Source organism: Flavobacterium sp. ABG (assembly GCF_001027725.1).
In the GTDB taxonomy this organism is placed as follows: Bacteria; Bacteroidota; Bacteroidia; order Flavobacteriales; family Flavobacteriaceae; genus Flavobacterium; species Flavobacterium cupriresistens.
In genome coordinates, this window is sequence record NZ_LEKS01000015.1 from 69,011 (window position 1) to 89,866 (window position 20,856).

General features: G+C 34.2%; 4 protein-coding genes. All 4 read right to left on the reverse strand.

Annotated features, from left to right (window positions below; all coding sequences use genetic code 11):
* Positions 1–2: 2 nt before the first annotated feature.
* From AB674_RS15580 to AB674_RS15595, 4 genes are read right to left on the reverse strand one after another with little or no spacing between them, the layout of a single operon-like run.
* Entirely contained in the window at positions 3–1,805 is a 1,803-nt protein-coding gene (locus AB674_RS15580; protein WP_047778073.1) for a cytochrome P450, read from the reverse strand.
* A 22-nt stretch (positions 1,806–1,827) separates the two neighbouring features.
* On the reverse strand, positions 1,828–2,163 hold the full coding sequence (locus tag AB674_RS15585; protein WP_131701552.1) for a hypothetical protein: 336 nt from the start codon (positions 2,161–2,163) through the stop codon (positions 1,828–1,830).
* A gap of 29 nt (positions 2,164–2,192) precedes the next feature.
* Complete coding sequence (locus AB674_RS21955) at positions 2,193–9,923, reverse strand: SDR family NAD(P)-dependent oxidoreductase (RefSeq protein ID WP_082210658.1); 7,731 nt, start codon at positions 9,921–9,923, stop codon at positions 2,193–2,195.
* Positions 9,924–20,852 carry an SDR family NAD(P)-dependent oxidoreductase gene (locus AB674_RS15595; protein ID WP_047778077.1) on the reverse strand — a complete coding sequence of 3,643 codons (10,929 nt, stop codon included), beginning with the start codon at positions 20,850–20,852 and terminating at the stop codon, positions 9,924–9,926.
* Positions 20,853–20,856 lie beyond the last annotated feature (4 nt).

Sequence of the window (20,856 nt, forward strand, 5' to 3'; positions counted from 1 at the left end):
TTTTATACCACCGCAACCGGCGCATTTATACGCCCTATTTTTATACTGAATTTACTCGGTCCCAGCGTTGTATTAAAATGATCTTCTACCTTATTTTCTTTGTCTGATTTACTTATTTCATAATTTTTTAAAATCATACACAAAATGGTTTTCATTTCTACCATTGCCAATGATTTTCCCGGACATATCCTTTTTCCAAGTCCAAAAGGAATAAGATTACTTTGATTGGTATGAAATGTTATACTCTTACTTTCTACCCAACGCTCCGGGTCAAATGCTTCTCTTTTTAAAAAAGGGCAACTTTCCTGATCTCTGTAGTGCGATAACAGAAACACGTCTGTATCTTTTTGTATTTCATATTCTCCAATAACACAGTCTTCATTTGTAGTTAAGGCTATAACAGGAATTACTGGTTTTAACCTCATCACCTCATAAATAACTGCATTTACATATTCCAACTCATTGGAATCATCCATTACTTGCAAAAACTTCTCATCTCCTAAAACAAGTGTTATTTCTTCCCTCATTTTTTTCTGGACTTCGGGATAATCTGTGATGTAATGAAGTACCCATAATATGGTATTAGCAGTAGTATCTTCTCCTGCTACGAGCGTACCAAATATGCTCGGATAAATCTCTTCATCTGTCAGGTATACGCCTTGATCATCTGTTGCTTGTAGTAATGCCTCAATATAGTTTGTTGGGTTTTCTTTTAATTCCGGATTTAATCTGATCCTTTCTTTTGCTTCATTTATATACTTCCAAATACCTTCCTTTATTTCTTTTAGATCATTATCTAACTTATGATCTTTAGGTAGTTTAAAAAATTTCCAATATTGAAAAGGAACCACAATTCGAAATTGAATCATGTTCATCACTCTTTTGTAATTGTTCTGAATCTTGCTTTCTTCATTTCCGACAGTTCCTATTTTCTGTCCAAATGCTAAATAAGATATAATATCAAAGGAGTAATTAAAAATGTCTTTGTGCACATCTATCTCTGAAGTTTTTTCTAGTGTTCTCTCCCAGTGATTATAGAGATCTTCAGTAGTTTCTTTTATCGATGGATAAAACGATCGGAGTACTTTATTTGATAATGCCTGGGTTACGTATTTTCTACTTCTTTTCCACTCATCTCCTTCTGTTGAGAAAAGGTTATGAACATCCATCTCTTCTAATACTGGTCTGATATTTTTGAAACGCCTGTATTTATAAGGTCGCTGATTTAGAATTTCCTTGATAAAAGACGCTTCCGAAATTACTACTCCGTCTTCACCATTAACATTAATCTTATAAAAAGACCCATATTGCTTTGCCCATTCTTCGTATTGTAAATGCACTTTTGTCATTTTGGAAAGAAAGCTTAATGAGTTTCCGAAAACAGGTATTGCTTTTGGACCCGGTAAATCTTTTAATGTTTTTATACGAATTTGTCTTTGCGCAGGCGCATTTTCCATCTCCCTCTTATGATCTAAAAGTTCGTTTTTATCAATAAAAATATCCCCATTAACGATTTCATAATAGAACGTTTTTAGGCTGCCTTTTGGATTACATTTATTTTCTCCTGACAGAGAATTAAACTTCCATTGATGTGCTGGACATACAATGTTTAGCTCTTCGTCAATTTCTCCGAAACTTAGAAGTTCTTTTTCGTGTGGACATAGTCCTTGAAATATTTTAATCCCGTCGTGATTATTAACCACTACAAGTTCTACATTTTCTTTATTAACACCAATCATTTTATTATCCTTTAATTCACTAATGTTTATTAGCCTAATTGGATAAAATTGTTTTTCAATTTCCATATTCTATAATTTAATAAATCGGTTAATAGTTTACTTTCTTTCCTTTTTCGTTTAACACCTTTATAGCAGATTTCCATGAAGGACTTTTTTCTGTTTCATAGGAAACATAGGCGCCATATACTGCTATTTTACCTATATCTTTCATCACATTTCTATGTTCTCCATTGTTTCTGAATTCTAACATATGTTCATGGTCTCTCCATAATGTCATTGTGTAGACTATCCTGAAAAGCTTTAGACTTCTATATTTTAAACACTTTACTTCTTTCATTTGTTTTTTCAGTCTGTATTCTACAGAGAATAGAGACATTGATTTTAATAGTGATGTGCTTTTAATTTTAGTTATAGATACTAGCATTGTTACGTTTTTTTTTATGTTATTTTATGCTATCTGGTTAAGGATACCTGTTCGTTTTTTTCTTTATAAAATGTTATTTCTTTAACCCATTTAGAACAATGAGGTTCTCGTATTATAGAAAAGTGATCTCCTTCTACCTCAATTACTTCTACCTCTTCAAAATATTGGCTCCACCCTAAATCGTATACTTCATTTGTAATTACTTTATCTTTTACTTTGGCCAGAGTAATAGGAACTTGGTGCTGAATATCCATTTCGTAGCTGCAACTCATAGATACATCAAAAACATCCCATAATTTGTCGAACATGTTTTGATTTACAGTCACACCATTTGTTGTAATGAAGTTGTATAGCAATTCTTTTCTATCAGCATTTTTTTCTTGTAGTATACTGTATACTTTACTTTTTAATGCTTCTATTTCTACTTTATCAAATATTTCAGGGAATAGATTAAGAAACAAAACCGTTTTCTCCATCTCGTTACTCGATAATGTATTAGGAAAACAATCTAACATGAATATTTGTTTCACTTCTATATCTAATAGCTGCAACTGTTTGACCATTTCATAACTAATTAATCCACCAAAACTATGAGTAACAAGATGTATCTCTGAATTTGGCGGGGTTATTTTGGCAATCTCTGCTACATTGTGAGCAGCCATTTTTGCTATACTGTCCAGTGGTTTTTTATTATCGAAAATACCCTGCATGGTGATTCCGTAACAATTCCCGTAGGTAGAGAACTGCTCTGCTACTTCATAATATCCATAGGCAATTCCCGGTACGCCCGGTATGATAAAAATAGAAGTCTTCTCGGGTGCTATCTTATGAAACTGAATTAAATAAGAGGATCCTTCTATAGTACTTTGTAATTTGCTAACATCCAGCTGACTTAAACTATGCTCCTTACTTTTTGCATTAGACAAATTGTTTTTATTAGCCGAATCTTCTTCTAAAAAGTCTTCCTTACTATCTTGATGTTTAGTATGAACCTCTAAATTGTATTCTTCTAATAGATGCTCAGCTAAACTTTCTATGGTCGTATTATTGTAGAATACTGATGGCAATAATGCAATTTCATAATAGGCATTCAACTCCGAATTTAATTCTGTTAATAAAATTGAATCTACTCCATATACCGCTAAGTCTTTGTCTCGATCTATTCTATCTTTATCTAATTTTAATAAATCTGCAATCAATAGGTGCAACTTATCCAGAAGCTCTTCTTTAATATTTTTACTGTTTTGTTCTACTAAATTCTCCACCTTTTTCTTTTCGACCAATCGGTTTGTAATGATGGTACTCATTCTTTTTGAATCTCCATAAGCCACTAATAGGTTTTGTGAAGCTGTAGCTAAAATGGTTTCAAACAGCTCTAATCCTGAATCAGTTGGCATTGGCTTCATTCCCCATTGTGTATCCAAATACCCTATTTGCTCCTCTTGCAATCTCATACCTCCATCTTGCCAGAACCCCCATCCAATACTATACGTTTTACCTTTTCTATTGCCTAGTAATCGTTCTTGTTCCCTGTATAGTGCATAATTATTAAGATAGGCATTGGCCGCAGTATAATCTGACTGCCCAATATTGCCTAGTTCACTAACAATAGAAGAGAACAACATCATAAAATCTAACGGTTCATTTTTACATACTTCGTCTAAGTTTTTTACCCCTTCCATTTTTGGAGCAAAAACACTTTTTGCTTCTTCCGCTGTTTTTAATGGTATTAAACTATCTCTTGTAATTCCAGCTGTGTGAATGATTCCGTTTATCTGACCATACTCTTTTTTAATTTTAGAAACTGCATTTTGTACTTTTTGCCTGTTTGTTATATCGCAAATCATATAGGTAGCATTAGGTAAACTCTCAACAAAATCTGTTTGACTTTTATTTAGCTTTTTACGTCCTAAAAGAATGACCTTAGCTTTTTTATTGGTGATATATGTTGCAAAAATGCGTCCCAAGCTTCCCATTCCGCCAGTAATCACATAAAGTCCATTGCTTTTAATAGCTGTTTTTTCTTTAGAATTTGAAAGTCTGACTAATTCCAGTTGTTTAGAGTTTCTGTTTCCTTTAGCGTATTTAATTTCCTGATCAGTTGTTTCCAGTTCATTTCCAATTATTTTATAAAGGGCTTCACTATTTGATGCAGTAAACGCAATAGCTACTCCAATCATTTTTGTCATGATTTTTGAGTTTTCTAATGATGCTGTTTTTAATAAAGCACTTAAAAACTCTATTTCTAACTGCTTATTAACCGGGTATACAAGGGTAACTTCGACATTTTCTTTGCTTGCTATTACTTGCTTGATTATTGCTATAGTCTTTTCAAAATAAACTTCGGGAGACGCAGTCTCAATCATTTCTATATCCGCATTCAAAAATTCATTAAAATGTGGTACCATTTCCGGTACTGCTTCGCAGATTATTATTTTACGCTTTACTTCAACATTCCTTTTACTGCTTATCGGGGTTTCTTTCCAAACAGCTTTATAAAGTTGTATTTCTTCAGTAGGTGTTGTTTGAGGTGCAGTTTTTCTTTCCGGTAGAAATAATACATTCTGAAATGCAATTAATACTTCTCCATTCTGATTGCAAATATCTACATCATAATTAATGACTTCGTCTGATTTGTTGTTCTTACTTTTTCGTACATAAGACCATATATTCTCTTCCAATGACTGGTAAATGTCTATTTGCTCTACGCTAAAAGGGAATAATAAACCTGTAACTTCTTTCTCCAGATTAATTCCTATACAAGTTTGTAAAGCACTATCCAATATTCCAGGAGTCAAAGCATATCCTTCTCCTTTTGGAAGTTCAATCTTAGAAATTGCTTCCGAAGAACTGAACCACAAGTGTTGTACTCCTCGAAAAGAAGCTCCTAGTTCTAATCCTATTTCTTGGTATTTTTCATAAAAAGTATCTCTGGAAATATTCTTGCTAAGGGATTTTTTAATCTTTTCTATATCGTGTTTTACAGGTGCCGAGGTTTCGGTTGAAGTTAACTCTCCTTGCCCATGAATTTGCTTTTCCTGACCTGAAACTCCTGCTGTTGCTATAGTACTATATATAACATACTGAAGGCTATCTCCTTGTTTTATAATTTCTGTTTCAATTTCTATCGTCTTATCTCGATGCCATATAGGTTGAAGCCATAACACATTTTTGAATTGCGTAATGCTTTTTTCTATACACTTCTCTCCAGCCGTTTTGGCTATCTCCAGATAGGCTACTCCCGGCAATATTTTTTCGTTCCTAAAAATATGATCTCTGAAAAAATGTTCCTTTCCTAAATAAATACTATTAAATTTTTGAGTTCCTTCAGCAATGTTTGTCCTTTGGTGTAGCAACGGATGTAGCTTCTGTACTGCAGAATTCGATTCGATTATCGTATTAGATTTTAACCAATATCTTTCTTTTTCAAAAGCATATGTAGGTAAACTTATTCTTTGAGGCCGCTCTTTATTATTTCTGTATAATTTATTCCAATCGACAGTTACCCCCATTGCCCATAAATTTGCTAAAGACTGGTATTCATTATGTTCTGTTGCATACTTTATATAGGCTTCTCCTGCGCCGTTTGACAAAAAAGTTTTGAATTGCTCTTTTTCTTTTGCAGAAATTGCATTGGAGCTCACTAAGCCTTTATTATTTTTTAACTTACTTACAAAATCTACTATAGAATCTGCTATAAATACGCTACGAAATTCCATTGGTTGGCGTCCTACTTGCCATGTATAAGCTACATCAGAAATAGAAATCTCTGGTTTTTGTTCCAGGTAATCAATCAGATTTATTATTTGACGTTCTAGCGCTTTCTCGCTTTTTGCAGATATGGGTATAACAAACTCTTTACTGGAACTATTTTTTTGATGTTTGTTTTCATACTCTTCTACAACTAAATGCGCATTTGTTCCGCTAAATCCAAAACTACTTACGGCTGCCCTCCTTGGTGTTCCTGCAGAAGAAGTCCAATCTTGTATCTTATCTGTTATATAAAAAGGGCTATTTTCTAAATTGATTAAACTATTTTTTGCTTCATAATTTAAAGTTGGTGGTATTATTTTTTCCTGTAATGCCAATAGTACTTTTTGTACTCCTGCTACTCCTGCGGCATAAACTGTATGCCCTATATTCGTTTTAACACTTCCTAATCCACAATAATTTGTATTAGTGGTTTGCTTTTTAAAAGCACGTGTTAATCCTTCAAATTCTATAGGATCGCCAAGGGCAGTTCCTGTGCCATGTGCCTCTACATAAGTGATGCTCTCCGGATGAATATCATATTTTTGATATACTTCATTTTCTAACTCTTCCTGAGATTTCATACTTGGTGCCAAAATTCCATTAGTAGTTCCATCCTGATTGGTTTCTACTCCCTTGATTATACCATGAATATAATCACCATCTCTTTTTGCATCTTCTAATCTTTTGAGTACTAAAACGCCTACTCCTTCTCCTGGTACAAATCCGTTGGCACGATGATCAAAAGCATAACATTGACCGTCTTTGCTTAGCATACCTGCCTTGCTTGACAATTTGTAAAATCTGGGTGTTGTATTAATAAATACTCCACCGCTTAGTGCTATATCAACTTCTTTATAATACAAACTTTTACAGGCCATCTCTATTGCTACCAAGGATGATGAACATGCTGTATCTATAGCAATTGCCGGTCCTTTAAGATTAAGAAAATAGGATATTCTTGAAGCTAAGATTGCGCTGCTGTTTCCCCAATAAATTGCTGCATTTTCCAGATTAGTTGTTTGTACATAATCTCCTTGTCCGGCTCCGACATATATTCCGCATTTTGCTCCATTTAGCTTATCTGTTACAATAGCGGCATCTTCAAAAGCTTTCCAGCAATGTTCCAAAAACAACCGTTGTTGCGGATCCATTCCTTCGGCTTCTTTACCTGATATTCTAAAAAACAAGGGATCAAATTTATCTATGTCTCTTAAAAAACTTCCCCATTTACTATAGGTTTTATTTGCTACTTCTTGATCTGCAGAGAAGTGTTCGTCAATATTCCATCGCTCATTTGGCACTTCTTCGATCAGACTTTCTCCTCCTTTTATTTTTTTCCAAAAATCATTTAAATCCTTTGCACTACCATATTGCCCACTCATTCCTACTATGGCAATATCTAATGCTTTGGAGTTTTGACTGGATTGTTTAATTTCTTTAAAACTACTTGATGGAATTTCTGTCTGCGTCGTTCTTACTGAATTGGCTTTGACAATCACTTTCCCAATATTATCTCTGTCCTCAAGTATTTTATAGGCTTTTTTATAGTCTTCAAAAGGAACTTCTGTACTGATCACTGATTTTAAAATCCCTTTTTCTATATATTGTTTACATTCTGCCCATAAACCCTCAATGTATTCCCGATCTTCCCCTATAAGTTTTCTTAGATCAACGGCTATAAAGGTTTGATTGTTTGAAAATTTACTCAAATCAATATGATTTGCCGATTTTAAAGCCGTCATTGATAACTCAATATATTGCCCTCTTTTTCCTAAACAGTTGATTCCTTTTTGAATATTTTCTCCCGAAAGGGTATTTACAACGACTGTAACTCCTTGCCCATTCGTTATTCTATTTACGGCTTCTTCAAAATCTTGTTCTCGATAATTAATCGCATGCGTTACGCCTATTTCCCTTAAATACTCTATTTTATGAGTACTCCCCGCTGTAGCAATAACCTTTAATTCTAAATGTTTGGCTAGTTGTATAGCAATATGCCCAATACCACCAGTGGCGGTTTGAACCAAAATATAATCTCCTTTTTTAACGTGTACTCTTCTAAAAGCTTCAACCATTGTCATTGCTACCGTAGGAATAGCACATGCTTCTTCAAAAGATTGATTTTCCGGTATAGGTAGCAACTGTAATTCATTAGCAACACAATGCGTACTATGCAATCCGTAGCTGCCATCTGTCATTACTATTACTCTATCTCCAATGCTGAAATTGATTACTTTATCTCCTCTTTCTATAATAATTCCCGAAGCCTCAAAACCCGGAGAAAAAGGATATGGAGGCATTGTAGGATATAATCCTTTCACACAAAGTAAATCCCCAAAATTGAGCGAAAAATGAGAAATCTCAACCAAAACCTCCTCTTGTTGTATTGCAGGTAAATCAAAATTCACAATACTAATATCATCTATTGTAGCAGGTTTTTCCAGCCATAATCGCTGTGCTTGGCCTTTTTCTTTATTGACAGAAAATGGTGTCTCTTCCTTTTTTACCGTTTCTAATTGTTGGCTTAGAACTTCCTTTTCTGGTTTAATTTCGTTTTCTGATACTGTTGGCTGTATCGTAAAAGCCGAACTATGTTCTTCTGCCAAATATTTAGCGAATTCTTTTATGGTAGGATAATCAAATAAAATCGTAGTTGGAATTGCATTTGTTAATGTCTCATTTATTTCCTTTATTAATTCTAAACCTATAATTGAATCTACTCCATAATCCGACATTGGTGTTATCTCGTCAAACTCCGAAATCTCCATTTTTAGCACTAAGGCTAATTTATTCTTTATAAAATTTGCGATCTCCTTACTGTCTACAGCTTGTGCTATCCCCACCGCTTTTTGAGATACTATTTCTTTCTTATCGGGTTTAGTTTCTTTTAAACTTTGCTCGACTTTAGCATCTTCGGCAGCCAAAATAATTTCTCCATCACTTTGAGATATTATAATTTGCTGAAACAATTCTTCGTCTTCCGGGTAGCTCATTGTATTGACAAATCCTGTATCGGTTAATACTTTTTGCCATCCTTTTGGAGATAGACCGGGACTTCCTCCCAACCTAACTTCTGCATCTTCATACAACCACCAGCCATCGAGTAATCCAAATGTGAGGGTAGCATATATATCGTTTTGTGCTATTTCGTTTAATACCAACACTCCGTTTCTCTTGAGTACTCCTTTGATATTTTGAAGACTCTTTCTAATATTTTTTGTTGCATGTACTACATTTGCCCCAATTACCATATCAAAACTTCCCAAGGTTAGTTCCTGATTTTCTGGTGACCTTTCGATATTAAAAAGTTTCGTTTCTAAATAAGGTGCAATTGCCTTGTAATGCTTCTCTGCATGAAACAGAAAACTTTTAGACAAATCTGTATATACATAGCTTATCTTGTCTTTGTATGCACTTAATACCTGAAACAATAAGTTACTTGTTCCTCCCGTACCTGCTCCAACTTCCAGAATGGTAAACTTTTCTCCTTCTCCTAAGTTTTCGATATTATCTGCTACAATATTTTCTACTACCTGGCACAATATATCATTGAAATAATCTGCTTGTTCATTGCCCTTATAAACTCCAGAAACCAGCTCCATACTTCCATCTGGAAACATTACATCTGTTGCATTTATTTTTCCTTGAAATATAGACTGTAACCCATCTAAACATCCTTGTAATAATTTAGCATGACCTGCCATCTCCGGCATTTCTGCAAAGATATTTTGCAATGTTACTTGTCTGTCAAAATCTTTTAATTCCTCCTGAGCTCTTGTAGTAAGGGTAAATACCGCTTCATTTTCCTGAAGATAATCACAGCTTTTTAAACTACGAATACATTCTTCCAGCAAACGGGTATGTTTGTCAACAATTTTTAATTCTATTTTTAACAGATCTATATCATTAGCTATGCCACTTCTAAACCCCATATTTATCAAAATACTGAGTAATGAGTTATGACATATTCTTTGCATCTCTATGGCATTATTTTTTATGGTAGTCATTTAATTTAAGATTTGTTTTGGAGAAGTTATTTTTATCCTTTTAAGTTCTATTGTCGCCTCTTTTGGAGGTAGAATTTTTCTCTTTTTTAATTGAAAAATGTTCATTCTCTTAATTACAGCATCATTTAAAAATTTCATTACGAAAAGTTGGCCTTTTTTTTGTGCAAAAACTTTTTCTAACGATTGCATTCCCTCCTCTTCAGTAATACTTCCTATCCCCATTTGCTGCATGCGTTGTTCATAGTCTTTAGAAGAAACAATACCTGTATTCCCCCAATATCCCCAATGAATTACATAGGTTGGGATTCCTGATTTTTGCTGTACTTGTTTTGCTAAACTATCTTTATAAGTACATCCTGCCGAGTAATTAGATTGACCGGCAGCTCTGAAAAAACTTTGAGCTGAAGAATAAAAACAAATAAAGTCCAGTTCTTCCTGACTAAAAGTTTCTATCAAATATTGACTTCCAACTGATTTTGGATAGAATGATTTTGTAAAATCTTCTTCACTCATATTGGCTACTATCTTATCATTAAGTACAATAGCGGAGTGAAAAATTCCATTGATTTCTTCGGATGTAAGTTTGATTTGCGTATAGGCCGATTGCATACTTAACCTATTGTCTGCATCGCATTGAATATAAGTTGGGTATACTCCATATTGCCCTATTTCTTCAATTGCTGCTGTAATAGCTGCATCTTGTTCTCTTCTTCCTAACCAATACACTTTGGCTTGGTACTCTTTTACCAGGTATGAAGTGGTTACTTTTCCTAAACCACCGGCTCCTCCTAAAATTACATATACGCCACCTTTTCTAAGTTTAGAATATTGTTTTTCTATCTTATCTTCTACTGGTATGAGTATATTTTGATATAAATCGAGATTTCTGATTGCTAAGGATTCTCCCATTTTAGAATAGGGTGTATCAAGAATGCGCTTCATATCATTAGGATGCGAAACATCTACACTTTTAAAACTCCAATTCATTTCTTCCTTTACTAAAGAACCAACTAATCCAAGAATACCGGCACCTTTTTCTGTAACAATATCAGAAAAGGTTACTTTTTGTGTTTGCTTAGTTACAAATACAACCTCTAGCTTTTCAGCGCTTCTTTTTTGTAATGCCTTAATATTCTTGAAGACGTTTACTTCTATTTTATCAATCTGCTCAAGCACCTCATTTTTATCATCGGCATCCCATATCCCTTGCAGGAAATAAATAGATTTAATGTCTTGCGGAACATCAGTTGCATTTTTATACCAATTTACACTTCCGCCATTGGCTTGTATTTCTTTTTCTAATGTTGCCGTATATTCGTTTTTGGCTCCTATAAAAGCATTCTTTTTATGCGGAACTATCGCCGATTTTTCAAAAGATATTTCCTCCCATATCGATTCATAATAAATCCCGATAGACTCCTCTTTATTTTCTTGAGTTGCTTTTGTTTCTGAACTTAATGGAATTGATACAAAATCTCTCATTCCGATCAATACATTCCCATCTTGATCCAGTATTTGCATGGAATATTTGTGTACTCTACTTTTTTCTTTATTTTTTTGCACATAACACCAAGAAGCTCTTGATAAATCTTTAGAATAAATATCTACCGCCTGAAGACTGTACGGCAATTGTAAGCCACCTTGTTTGTTATTAAAATCTACCCCTATGGTTGCTTGTAATGCTGCATCCATAACACCCGGATTTAAGATAACTCCTTCCCATGCCGGTAAATCAATACTAACTAATGATTCATTTTCATTGAAATACATTTTTTTGATCCCTTGAAAACTATCACCATATTCTAAGCCTACCGTTTTAAAAGCTTCATAACATGCTTCGCCTTCTTTCTCGCCTTGCATACGCTCTTTTAAAACCGAAATATCATATCGCGAGCCTTGTTTTAAATCTTCTCTGCCTAATTTTATCTCCGCATGCGTTATACTTTTTCCTTCTGCTTTACTCGATATTTGAACTAAAATCTCGTTTTTATCTTTTGTTACAAGAGTGGTTACTTCTGTACTTTTATCCTCCACTTTTAACGGTTTCAACCAAGTAATCTCTTTGAGCTGTAAAACCTCTTGATGTGTTACTTCTTCTAAAGCTTTTCTGGCCAGTTCTATATAAGCAACTCCCGGAAATAGTTTTTCAGAATTTACTAAATGGTCTTTTAAGAAGGTTTCATTTCCTGAAAAATCACTATGAAATTTAATTCCGTCCAAATCAGATTTGTTTATATGAAGCATCGGATGTAAATCATCCACTCCATTTAATGTTACTCCATTTTCATTTGTTTTATCTGTTTTAGAGAACCAACAATATTTTTTTTCAAAAGGATAGGTAGGCAAACTTACCTTTTGTGGTAATTGCTTTTTATTATAGTAGGTAGACCATTCTATATTCCTTCCCAAAGACCATAATTCTAATACTCTTGCATCTCTGTTTTTCCATAAATTTTTGATCTCTGTAGCTGTTATATCTTCCATTGTTGAAGCTTCCGGGTCTGTAATCCTGCAATAATAATCTAATAAAACTCCGTCCAGATAGGCGTTTAACTGAGCTGTAGCTTCCTCTGTAGTTGTAGCATAAAAAGCGAGTCGGTGTGACATTGCTTCTCTTCCTACTTGTAAGGTATATGCCACTTCTTCCGGCAAAAGTTTTTCTTGATTTTTTATAAAATGCAATAGCTTCTCTGCATATTCCCTGAGCTGTTTTTCTGATTTTGCAGATAGGACCCATATGGGTATCGGTTGGTCATAATTTTGTTGCTTCTCTTGCTTATTATATTCTTCAATAATCAAATGAGCATTACTACCACCTGCACCAAAACTACTAATACCTGCTATTCTTGATTTTCCGTCTGTGTTCCATGGTTCTAATGTTTTTTGTACTCTAAATGGAGTATTATTAAAATTAATATTAGGGTTTTGTTTCTCGGCATGAATAGAGGGCACTAATTGCTGATTCTTCAATTGCAACAGCACTTTTGTTATTCCGGATATTCCCGCTGCAGATTCACAGTGTCCTATATTAGATTTTACAGAACCTATCTTACAGATATAATCTTCCTCTTCTACCTGAAATGCTTTTTTCAGACTCGCAACTTCTATCGGATCTCCCAAACTTGTTCCTGTACCATGTGCTTCTATATAGGAGATTTGATCTGCTTTGAGGTTTGCTTTTTCCATGGCTCTTTTAATTACCGAAGTTTGAGCTTTAGGATTCGGTACTGTATATCCATTCGTTTTCCCACCATGATTTAAAGATGCTCCTCTGATAACTCCATAAATGTGATCTCCATCACGTTCCGCATCTGATAATTTCTTTAGCAAGACAGCTCCAACGCCTTCAGACGGAACGTATCCGTCTCCTCCTTCTCCAAAACTTTTACAACGCCCTGTACTTGATGCAAATCCTGCTTTACTTAAAAGCAAATATTTATTAGGATGAATGCTTACGTTTACTCCCCCTGCAATTGCTGCCTTACAATCACCATTCATAATGCTTTGGCATGCAAGTTCTACTGCTGTTATTGAGGACGAGCACATCGTATCTAAAGCCATACTTGGCCCATGAAAATTAAAGAAATAGGAAACTCGATTTGCTATACTACTTGGGTTACCCACAAGATGAATCTGATTGCCTTTATGCTGTTCTTCTATACCATATAATTGATATTCTTCATACATAACTCCCACAAAAACACCTACATTGCCAGTCATTTCATTTGTTTGGGTGGACCGTCCTAATTGTTCTCTAGTATAACCAGCATCTTCTATGGTTTCCCATGCCGTTTGTAAAAACAATCGTTCTTGAGGCTCCATTATTTCAGCTTCACGAGGGGATATCTTAAAAAATAACGGGTCAAACTTGTTTACGTCTTCTATAAAACCTCCCCATTTACTATAACTTGTACCTGATTTACCTTTTTCTTCATCATAAAAACTGGTCATATCCCATCGGTCACTTGGTATTTCGGTAATACTGTCTTTTCCTTGTTTTAGATTTTCCCAAAACTCTTGTACATTATTTGCACCAGGATACTTTCCTGCTAAACCTATAATCGCTATTTTATCTTCACTGTCCGCATTTCTAACCGCTGAAAAGTCATCTTGAGATTTTGGATTATCTTCTATTACAGATTGATCTGAATCTTGATTTCTCTCTTCAATACCTTCACTTACAAATGTTTCATTATCTACTTCTTCAGGAGATACTGGATCTTCGTTTTTTAACAACAATTCTTGTATCGCTTCTTGTTGATTTTCCAGAAAATAGCCAATCAATTCTTGAAGTGATTGGTATTCAAAAAATAAGGTTCTTGGAATATCATTAAAAACCGCATCAAATGTGTTTGTTAGCTTCGTGATACTAATGGAATCTATTCCGAAATCTTCAAAATATTTATGGGCTTCAAATCGCTCTTTGGGCAACTTAAATTCTGTTGATAAAAGATCTATTAGATAAGACGTAATAAATACTTTTAACTCCTCTTGCTTGTATTCTTTGATTTTCTTCTCATTAACTTCTTTTACAACCTCCTTATTACCCTGTTTTTGTATTTCAATTCTTTCTAATAAACCATATACCGGTATTACCTGGCTCTGTTCACCAGATAGTATAAAATCAAAACTATTTGTACCTACCTCATTAGGCATTGGTAGCATACCTGTCTGATTTTTTATATATTGTTTTTGTTCTTCGGACATTTTCATTCCTCCATTTTCCCATAGCGGCCAATTGATACTTATACTTTTACCAAATCTTGTCTTTTGCTCGTATTTTGTTCTTCTATGAGCCATAAAATTGTCCATAAAAGCATTGGCAGAAGCGTAATCACTTTGCCCCTGATTTCCCTTTACTGCCGCTACAGCAGAAAAACTTACAAAAAAATCTAACTTTTCATTTTTAGTAACTTCATCTAAAAATAAGATCCCATCGATTTTAGGTTTTAATACTTCCTCTGCCTCTTCTGCACTCTTATGAATTATCAAACTATCTTTAATGATTCCCGCACTATGTATAATTCCATCTATAGTACCAAATTGTTGTTTTATTCTTTGAAACTGCAGTGTTACAGCTTCTTTATCAGCGATATCACAAGAATTATATAGCACATTAGAATAGGAGTTTACAATTTTATTATAAGCATCGTTACTACTACTTCTGCCGGTAAGAATTACTTTCGTATCCTTAGTTTTTAAAATATGCTCCAAGAATATTTGTCCTAAACCGCCCATTCCTCCAGTTATCCAATACACTCCTCCCTCCTTGATTTTTATCTCCGGAGTTTGTTTTTGCGGCGTTAAAACCTCTAGAATTCTTTCTTCTCGCTGTCCGTTTATATACCGAACCTCCTGGGCTTCTAACTTACTTTCTGATACTACAATTTCAAGAATTTCTTCTATACTCTTTTTAGATGCATTATCCAGAACTATTACTTTTCCCAATATTTTAGAATACTCTAATTGAGCAGATTGAAGTAATGCTGCCAAATGACCGTATTGCTTATAGCTATTGTTTTCTATGACGATAGTAAGCTGTACTTCTTCCTTTGCTTCTACAATTTGTTTGAGTTTCTTAAAGATAACCTGAAATCCATTTTTTGGATCTTCACTATCTTCCAGTAACCTAACCTCCGGACTATTGTTCTTTATTTTTTCTTTTATTGTACGCTCAAATCCTGCCAAATAAACCAATTGTTTATTTTCTTTACGCTTACTTATTTGCGGGGCAACATTTTTCCATACCGCATTAAAATATCGAATTCCTTCTTTCTTATCTTCTTCACTTTCCTTTTTATCTGCAAGAATATTTTCTAATGGCAATAGCGTAAATTCGTCTAACTTTAAGATAATTTCTCCCACGCTATTCACTAAAATCATATTGTATTTTCGAATACCGGATGTGCTGGATTTTGTTGCAACCAGCTCCACTAAACACCAAGCTTTAAGAGGTATTTCTTTATAGATACTAACCCTCTGTATGCTATATGGAACATAAACTGTATTTGTTTTTCCTTCTAATGAAAGTCCTATTGTACATTGAAATATACTATCTAATAGGCCCGGTTCTAAAACAAATTGATCCTGCTTTTTGAATGTCAATTCAACAACTGCTTTATCCTGAGAATAGCTGATATTTTCAATTCCTTGAAAGTTTCTTCCATAATCAAATCCTAGATCACTAAAATGTTCGTAAACTTCTTTTTTGCTTTTAATTTGTGGCAAACCGGCTATTATTTCAGCTACATCTAATTGCTTTGAAGGTGTAGTATTAGCAGATTGTTTTCGCAATTTACCTGAGCTATGTATGCTTTTTTTCTCTTTATGAATTGAATATATTTGATATTGATATTCTGAACTTGTAATTTCTGAGATCACCGTATTAAGATCCATCCCTTTATCATTATTTCTTAAAGGTTCTTGCCACGTAATATCATATAATTCATTTATCATATCATTCGCACTGATTTTTCCGGCTTGCAGTGCCATTTCTATATAGGCAGCTCCGGGAAATAAACCATAACCGTTAACAATGTGCTCTTTTATAAAATACTCATCACCACTAAAATTACTTTCAAATTTCTGTTCCTTAATAGTGGAACTATTTTGATGAAGTAAGGGATGTATTTTTGAAGTTTTTTCTGTCTGTTTTTCTATTTCTTCAATCCAGTAACGATCTCTCTCGAATGGATATGATGGGATTTTAATTTTCTTTATTTTTTGATTGTAAAATAACTCCCAATCAATTCTTACTCCTTGTGTCCATAATTCAGCTACAGTTTCAAATTCAGCGTGTTTAATTGCACTTTCTACAAATGCTTTCCCCGAAATACCTTTTATAGTCGTATTCTCCTGAACTCTTATATTATTTGTGTAATAATTTAAGGCTCCGGATTTCTCACCCTCTGGATTCAAAAAGTTTTTCAACTTCAATATTAATTCATCATGATCCCGCGCAACACATGCAAAGCGTTCTTCCATTGCTGTACGTCCAACCTGAAATGTAAATGCTAAAGAATTTAATGATACATTGGAATTCTCCTGAACAAACAATACTACTTTTTTACAATATCTCTCCAGACTATTTCTGTCTTTTGCAGATAGTACAAGGATTACTTTGCCATTTATTTCTTGTTCTTTTTCTGAAACGGCAGGAATGTATTCTTCAATAATTGCGTGTGCATTAGTGCCACTAAATCCAAAACTGCTAATAGCCGCTCTTCTTTTACCACCTATGTAGTTATCCCAAGATTTAAGGGCTGTATTTACATAAAAAGGGCTGTTCTCAAAATCGATAAATTCATTATTTCTTTGATAATTCAAAGAAGGCGGAATTTGTTTATGTTGCATTGACAAAATCACTTTTTGCAATCCTGCTAATCCTGCTGCATGGAGTGTATGTCCAATATTGGTCTTTACGCTCCCAATACCACAGTAATTCCTTTTTTGTGTTTTGGATCTAAAAGCTTTAGTAAGAGCTTCAACCTCTATGGGATCTCCTAATTTAGTTCCTGTACCATGTGCTTCTACATAACTTATCGTTTCCGGATTTATCTGAAATTTTTCATATACTTGTTTTTCTAAAGCTTCTTGTGATGGTGCACTTGGTGCCAAAATGCCGTTGGTTGCTCCATCTTGATTCGTTAAAATTCCCTTAATAACTGCATGAATACTATCTCCATCTCTTAGCGCGTCTTTTAAGCGTTTAACCACCACTATGCCTACACCTTCACCCGGTACAAATCCATTTGCTCTATGATCAAATGTAAAACACTGCCCATTCTCGCTTAACATTGAAGCTTTACTTGCCATTTTATGAAATAGTGGCGTGGCTGCGAGACTTACGCCTCCACAAATCCCCATATCAATATGGCCGGTTTGCAGGTTTCTACAAGCTGCTTCTAATGCTACTAATGATGACGAACACGCTGAATCAATTGCTAAGGCAGGTCCTCTTAGGTTTAGATAATAAGAAATTCTGGCTGCAAGAATTGAATTATCCATACCCCAAAAAACAGACACGTGCTTGTTTTTAGGATTCTGAATATAATCGCTATTACCTACTCCCGCATAAACTCCTACTTGCTGACCGTCTAAATGGTCTTGAGTTAAATTTGCGTCTTCTAATGCATGCCAACAATGTTCTAAGAACAAGCGCTGTTGCGGATCCATATTTTCAGCTTCTATACCTGATATCTTAAAAAACCCAGCATCAAACTTGTCTATATTATCCATAAAACCACCCCATTTACTATAGGTTTTATCTTCTTCACCTTTAATAGGGCTGTAATGAAGTGTGCTATCCCATCTTTCTATTGGAGTTTCTCTTATCAAATTTTCTCCTCCTTTTAGAGCTTCCCAATATTCTTCCAGATTTGATGTTCCTGCATAAGCTCCACTCATACCAACAATTGCTATATCGTCTGTATCTTTTTGTTCCTCTTCTGGTAGATATTTTATATTCTCTTCCTCTTTAACGACAGCTGTATTTACATTCTTGTCTTTTATAATCTTGTGTTTCCAACCCTCTTTATTTTCGATAATATATTGTACTAAAGATCGAATACTAGGATAATTAAATAAATCCGTTGGTTGAATATCGATACTCAGTTCTTTATTTATGTAGTCACTAAGTTGATTACTCAGAATAGAATCGTAACCCATTGCCGCGAATGGTTCGTCTAAATCAAACTCTTCCTGAGGAAGCTTGATTAAAGACGCTGCTATTTTTTGTACTTTGTCTAATACAATATTTTGATGTTCTTCTGTATCTGCAGTCTCTAACTCAAATTGATTTATCAGGGTTTTCTCTTCGGTAATTTTATTTACTGAACAGGCTTTTTTTATTCTCGAGGCTAAACTTTTTGCAATCGGTTTTTTAGAAAACTTAACTGCATATATTTCCTTTAGTTCGCCATCCAGAATTTTCTCTAAGGCGGCCATTCCCTCTTTTGCTTCAATGCTCCCTATCCCCATTTGATCCATTCGATCTGCATATTTGGAGTCTGAAGCCACACCAATATGCCCCCAATACCCCCAATTAATTGTATATGCAGGTATCTTATATTTTTGCTCAACTACTTTTGCTAAGGTATTTTTATAAGTACAACCTGCTGCATAATTGGCTTGTCCGGGACCATTAAAAAACCCTTGAATAGAGGAATAGAAACACATAAAATCCAACAACTCATTCCCGCATACCTGAACTAAATTTTGAACTGCTGTTGATTTTGGAGCAAAGGCTTTGGTAAAGTCAGAAAAACTCATCGCATAAAATGGTTTATCTTCTAACACTAAAGCTGAATGAATGACACCATTTATAACTTCTCCACCAGATTTTATTTGCTCAAAAGCCGCTCTTATATCTTCTACTTTATTTGCATCGCATTGTATATAAACGGGTTTCCTTTCATAGCCTGAAAACTGCTTTATACCAGCTTCTACTGTTTGGTCTGATGCTCTTCTTCCTAACCAGTATACTTTGGCATTGTATTTATTAATCAGGTGCTCTGTAGTGATTTTACCTAAACCACCAGCTCCTCCAAGAATTACATAAGTTCCATTTTTTCTAATTCTGTTAGAATAAGATACTGTTGGTAATGTGGCTATTGGACTTAATAGTTTTTTATAAAAACTTCCATTTCTATAAGCCACTAAAGTCTCACTCGTTTGTACTATTTTAATAGCTAATTCTTCAAAATCTATGGGTTCATTCTCATTGATATCAACTACTCTAAAATTCCAGGTAGGCATTTCTGCAGCTACTGTCCCAACTAAACCGAAGATTCCGGCTCCTTTTTCCTGAACTGTATCGGTAGAGAAAACCTGCTGTGTTTGGTTTAGAATAATGTGAATCTGAAAATTATTATTTTTTAATTCTACTAGTTTTTTTAAACAGGTAAAAACAAATTCTTCTTCTTTTCCATAAGATCCATTTTCACTGTCCTGGGCTACCAAAGAACGGTTTGGAAATATAAAGACGTAATCAAAAGATTCATCGATATCATCCATAGCTGAAACATGAATAACTTCTGCATTTTGTTTTGTTAAGGCCTTTTTAAAGTCAAAAAGCAAATCCGTATCATCACCCAAACATAAAATTTTCTTTTCCTGAAAAGGATTTTTTTCCTGAGTTATCTCTTTAGTCTCTTCCCATTTTTCTTCAAAATATTGTAATTCTAAAGCACTATCATCCGGAAGCAATTTCACTCCTTCAAATACAAAAAGAATCTCCCCTTCAGCACTAAGTAAATTAACCGTAAAAGAATCCCCTTTACTTTCTTCTTTAATTGCCTGGCACCAATGTGTATTCGTAATATCGCCATATATATACATTGCCTCAATGCTTTCTATCCTTGAAGTATTCTCTTTTTGTCCATTTAAGGTCTGAAAAGCACTTTCTACTATATTTAAGGGCAATACATACGGCTCTTCTTCCTTTTTAGGAATAACTCTGGACCAAACCTGATTTTGAATTTGAAATACAGAATGAATACTCTGCAATTCATTTGTATATTCTGCTAAATTCTTTACTAACTTTTTATAGAACGCTTCTTTGTATAAGTCTGGTACTATGCCTATTAAATACCCTACTTCAATCTTTTTAGGTATTTTTTCAGAAACCTTTAATAAATCTCCTTGTGCATATATTGTTTTATGAAAGTCATCATTATCCTGATAGAATTCAAACGAAAATCCTTCATTTTGTTCCTTAAATTCAATATGAAGTACCAGTGGTTCATTTTCTATTACAATAGGCTGATTCCATTTAAAGTTTCGTATGGCATTAATTTCTCCATTATTTACTTTACTCCCTGCTACTCTTATCATTTCGATATAAGCTGATAATGGTAATGTTTTCTTTCCGTTGACTTTAAAATATTGAAAGAATGATTCTTTTCCTGTATATATAATCTTGAATTTCATGCTG

Excerpts from the sequence above, each read along its gene's own strand:
- AB674_RS15585 (WP_131701552.1), bottom strand. The coding sequence starts at position 2,163 with ATGCTAGTATCTATAACTAAAATTAAAAGCACATCACTATTAAAATCA.
- AB674_RS15580 (WP_047778073.1), bottom strand. The coding sequence starts at position 1,805 with ATGGAAATTGAAAAACAATTTTATCCAATTAGGCTAATAAACATTAGT.
- AB674_RS21955 (WP_082210658.1), bottom strand. The coding sequence starts at position 9,923 with ATGACTACCATAAAAAATAATGCCATAGAGATGCAAAGAATATGTCAT.
- AB674_RS15595 (WP_047778077.1), bottom strand. The coding sequence starts at position 20,852 with ATGAAATTCAAGATTATATATACAGGAAAAGAATCATTCTTTCAATAT.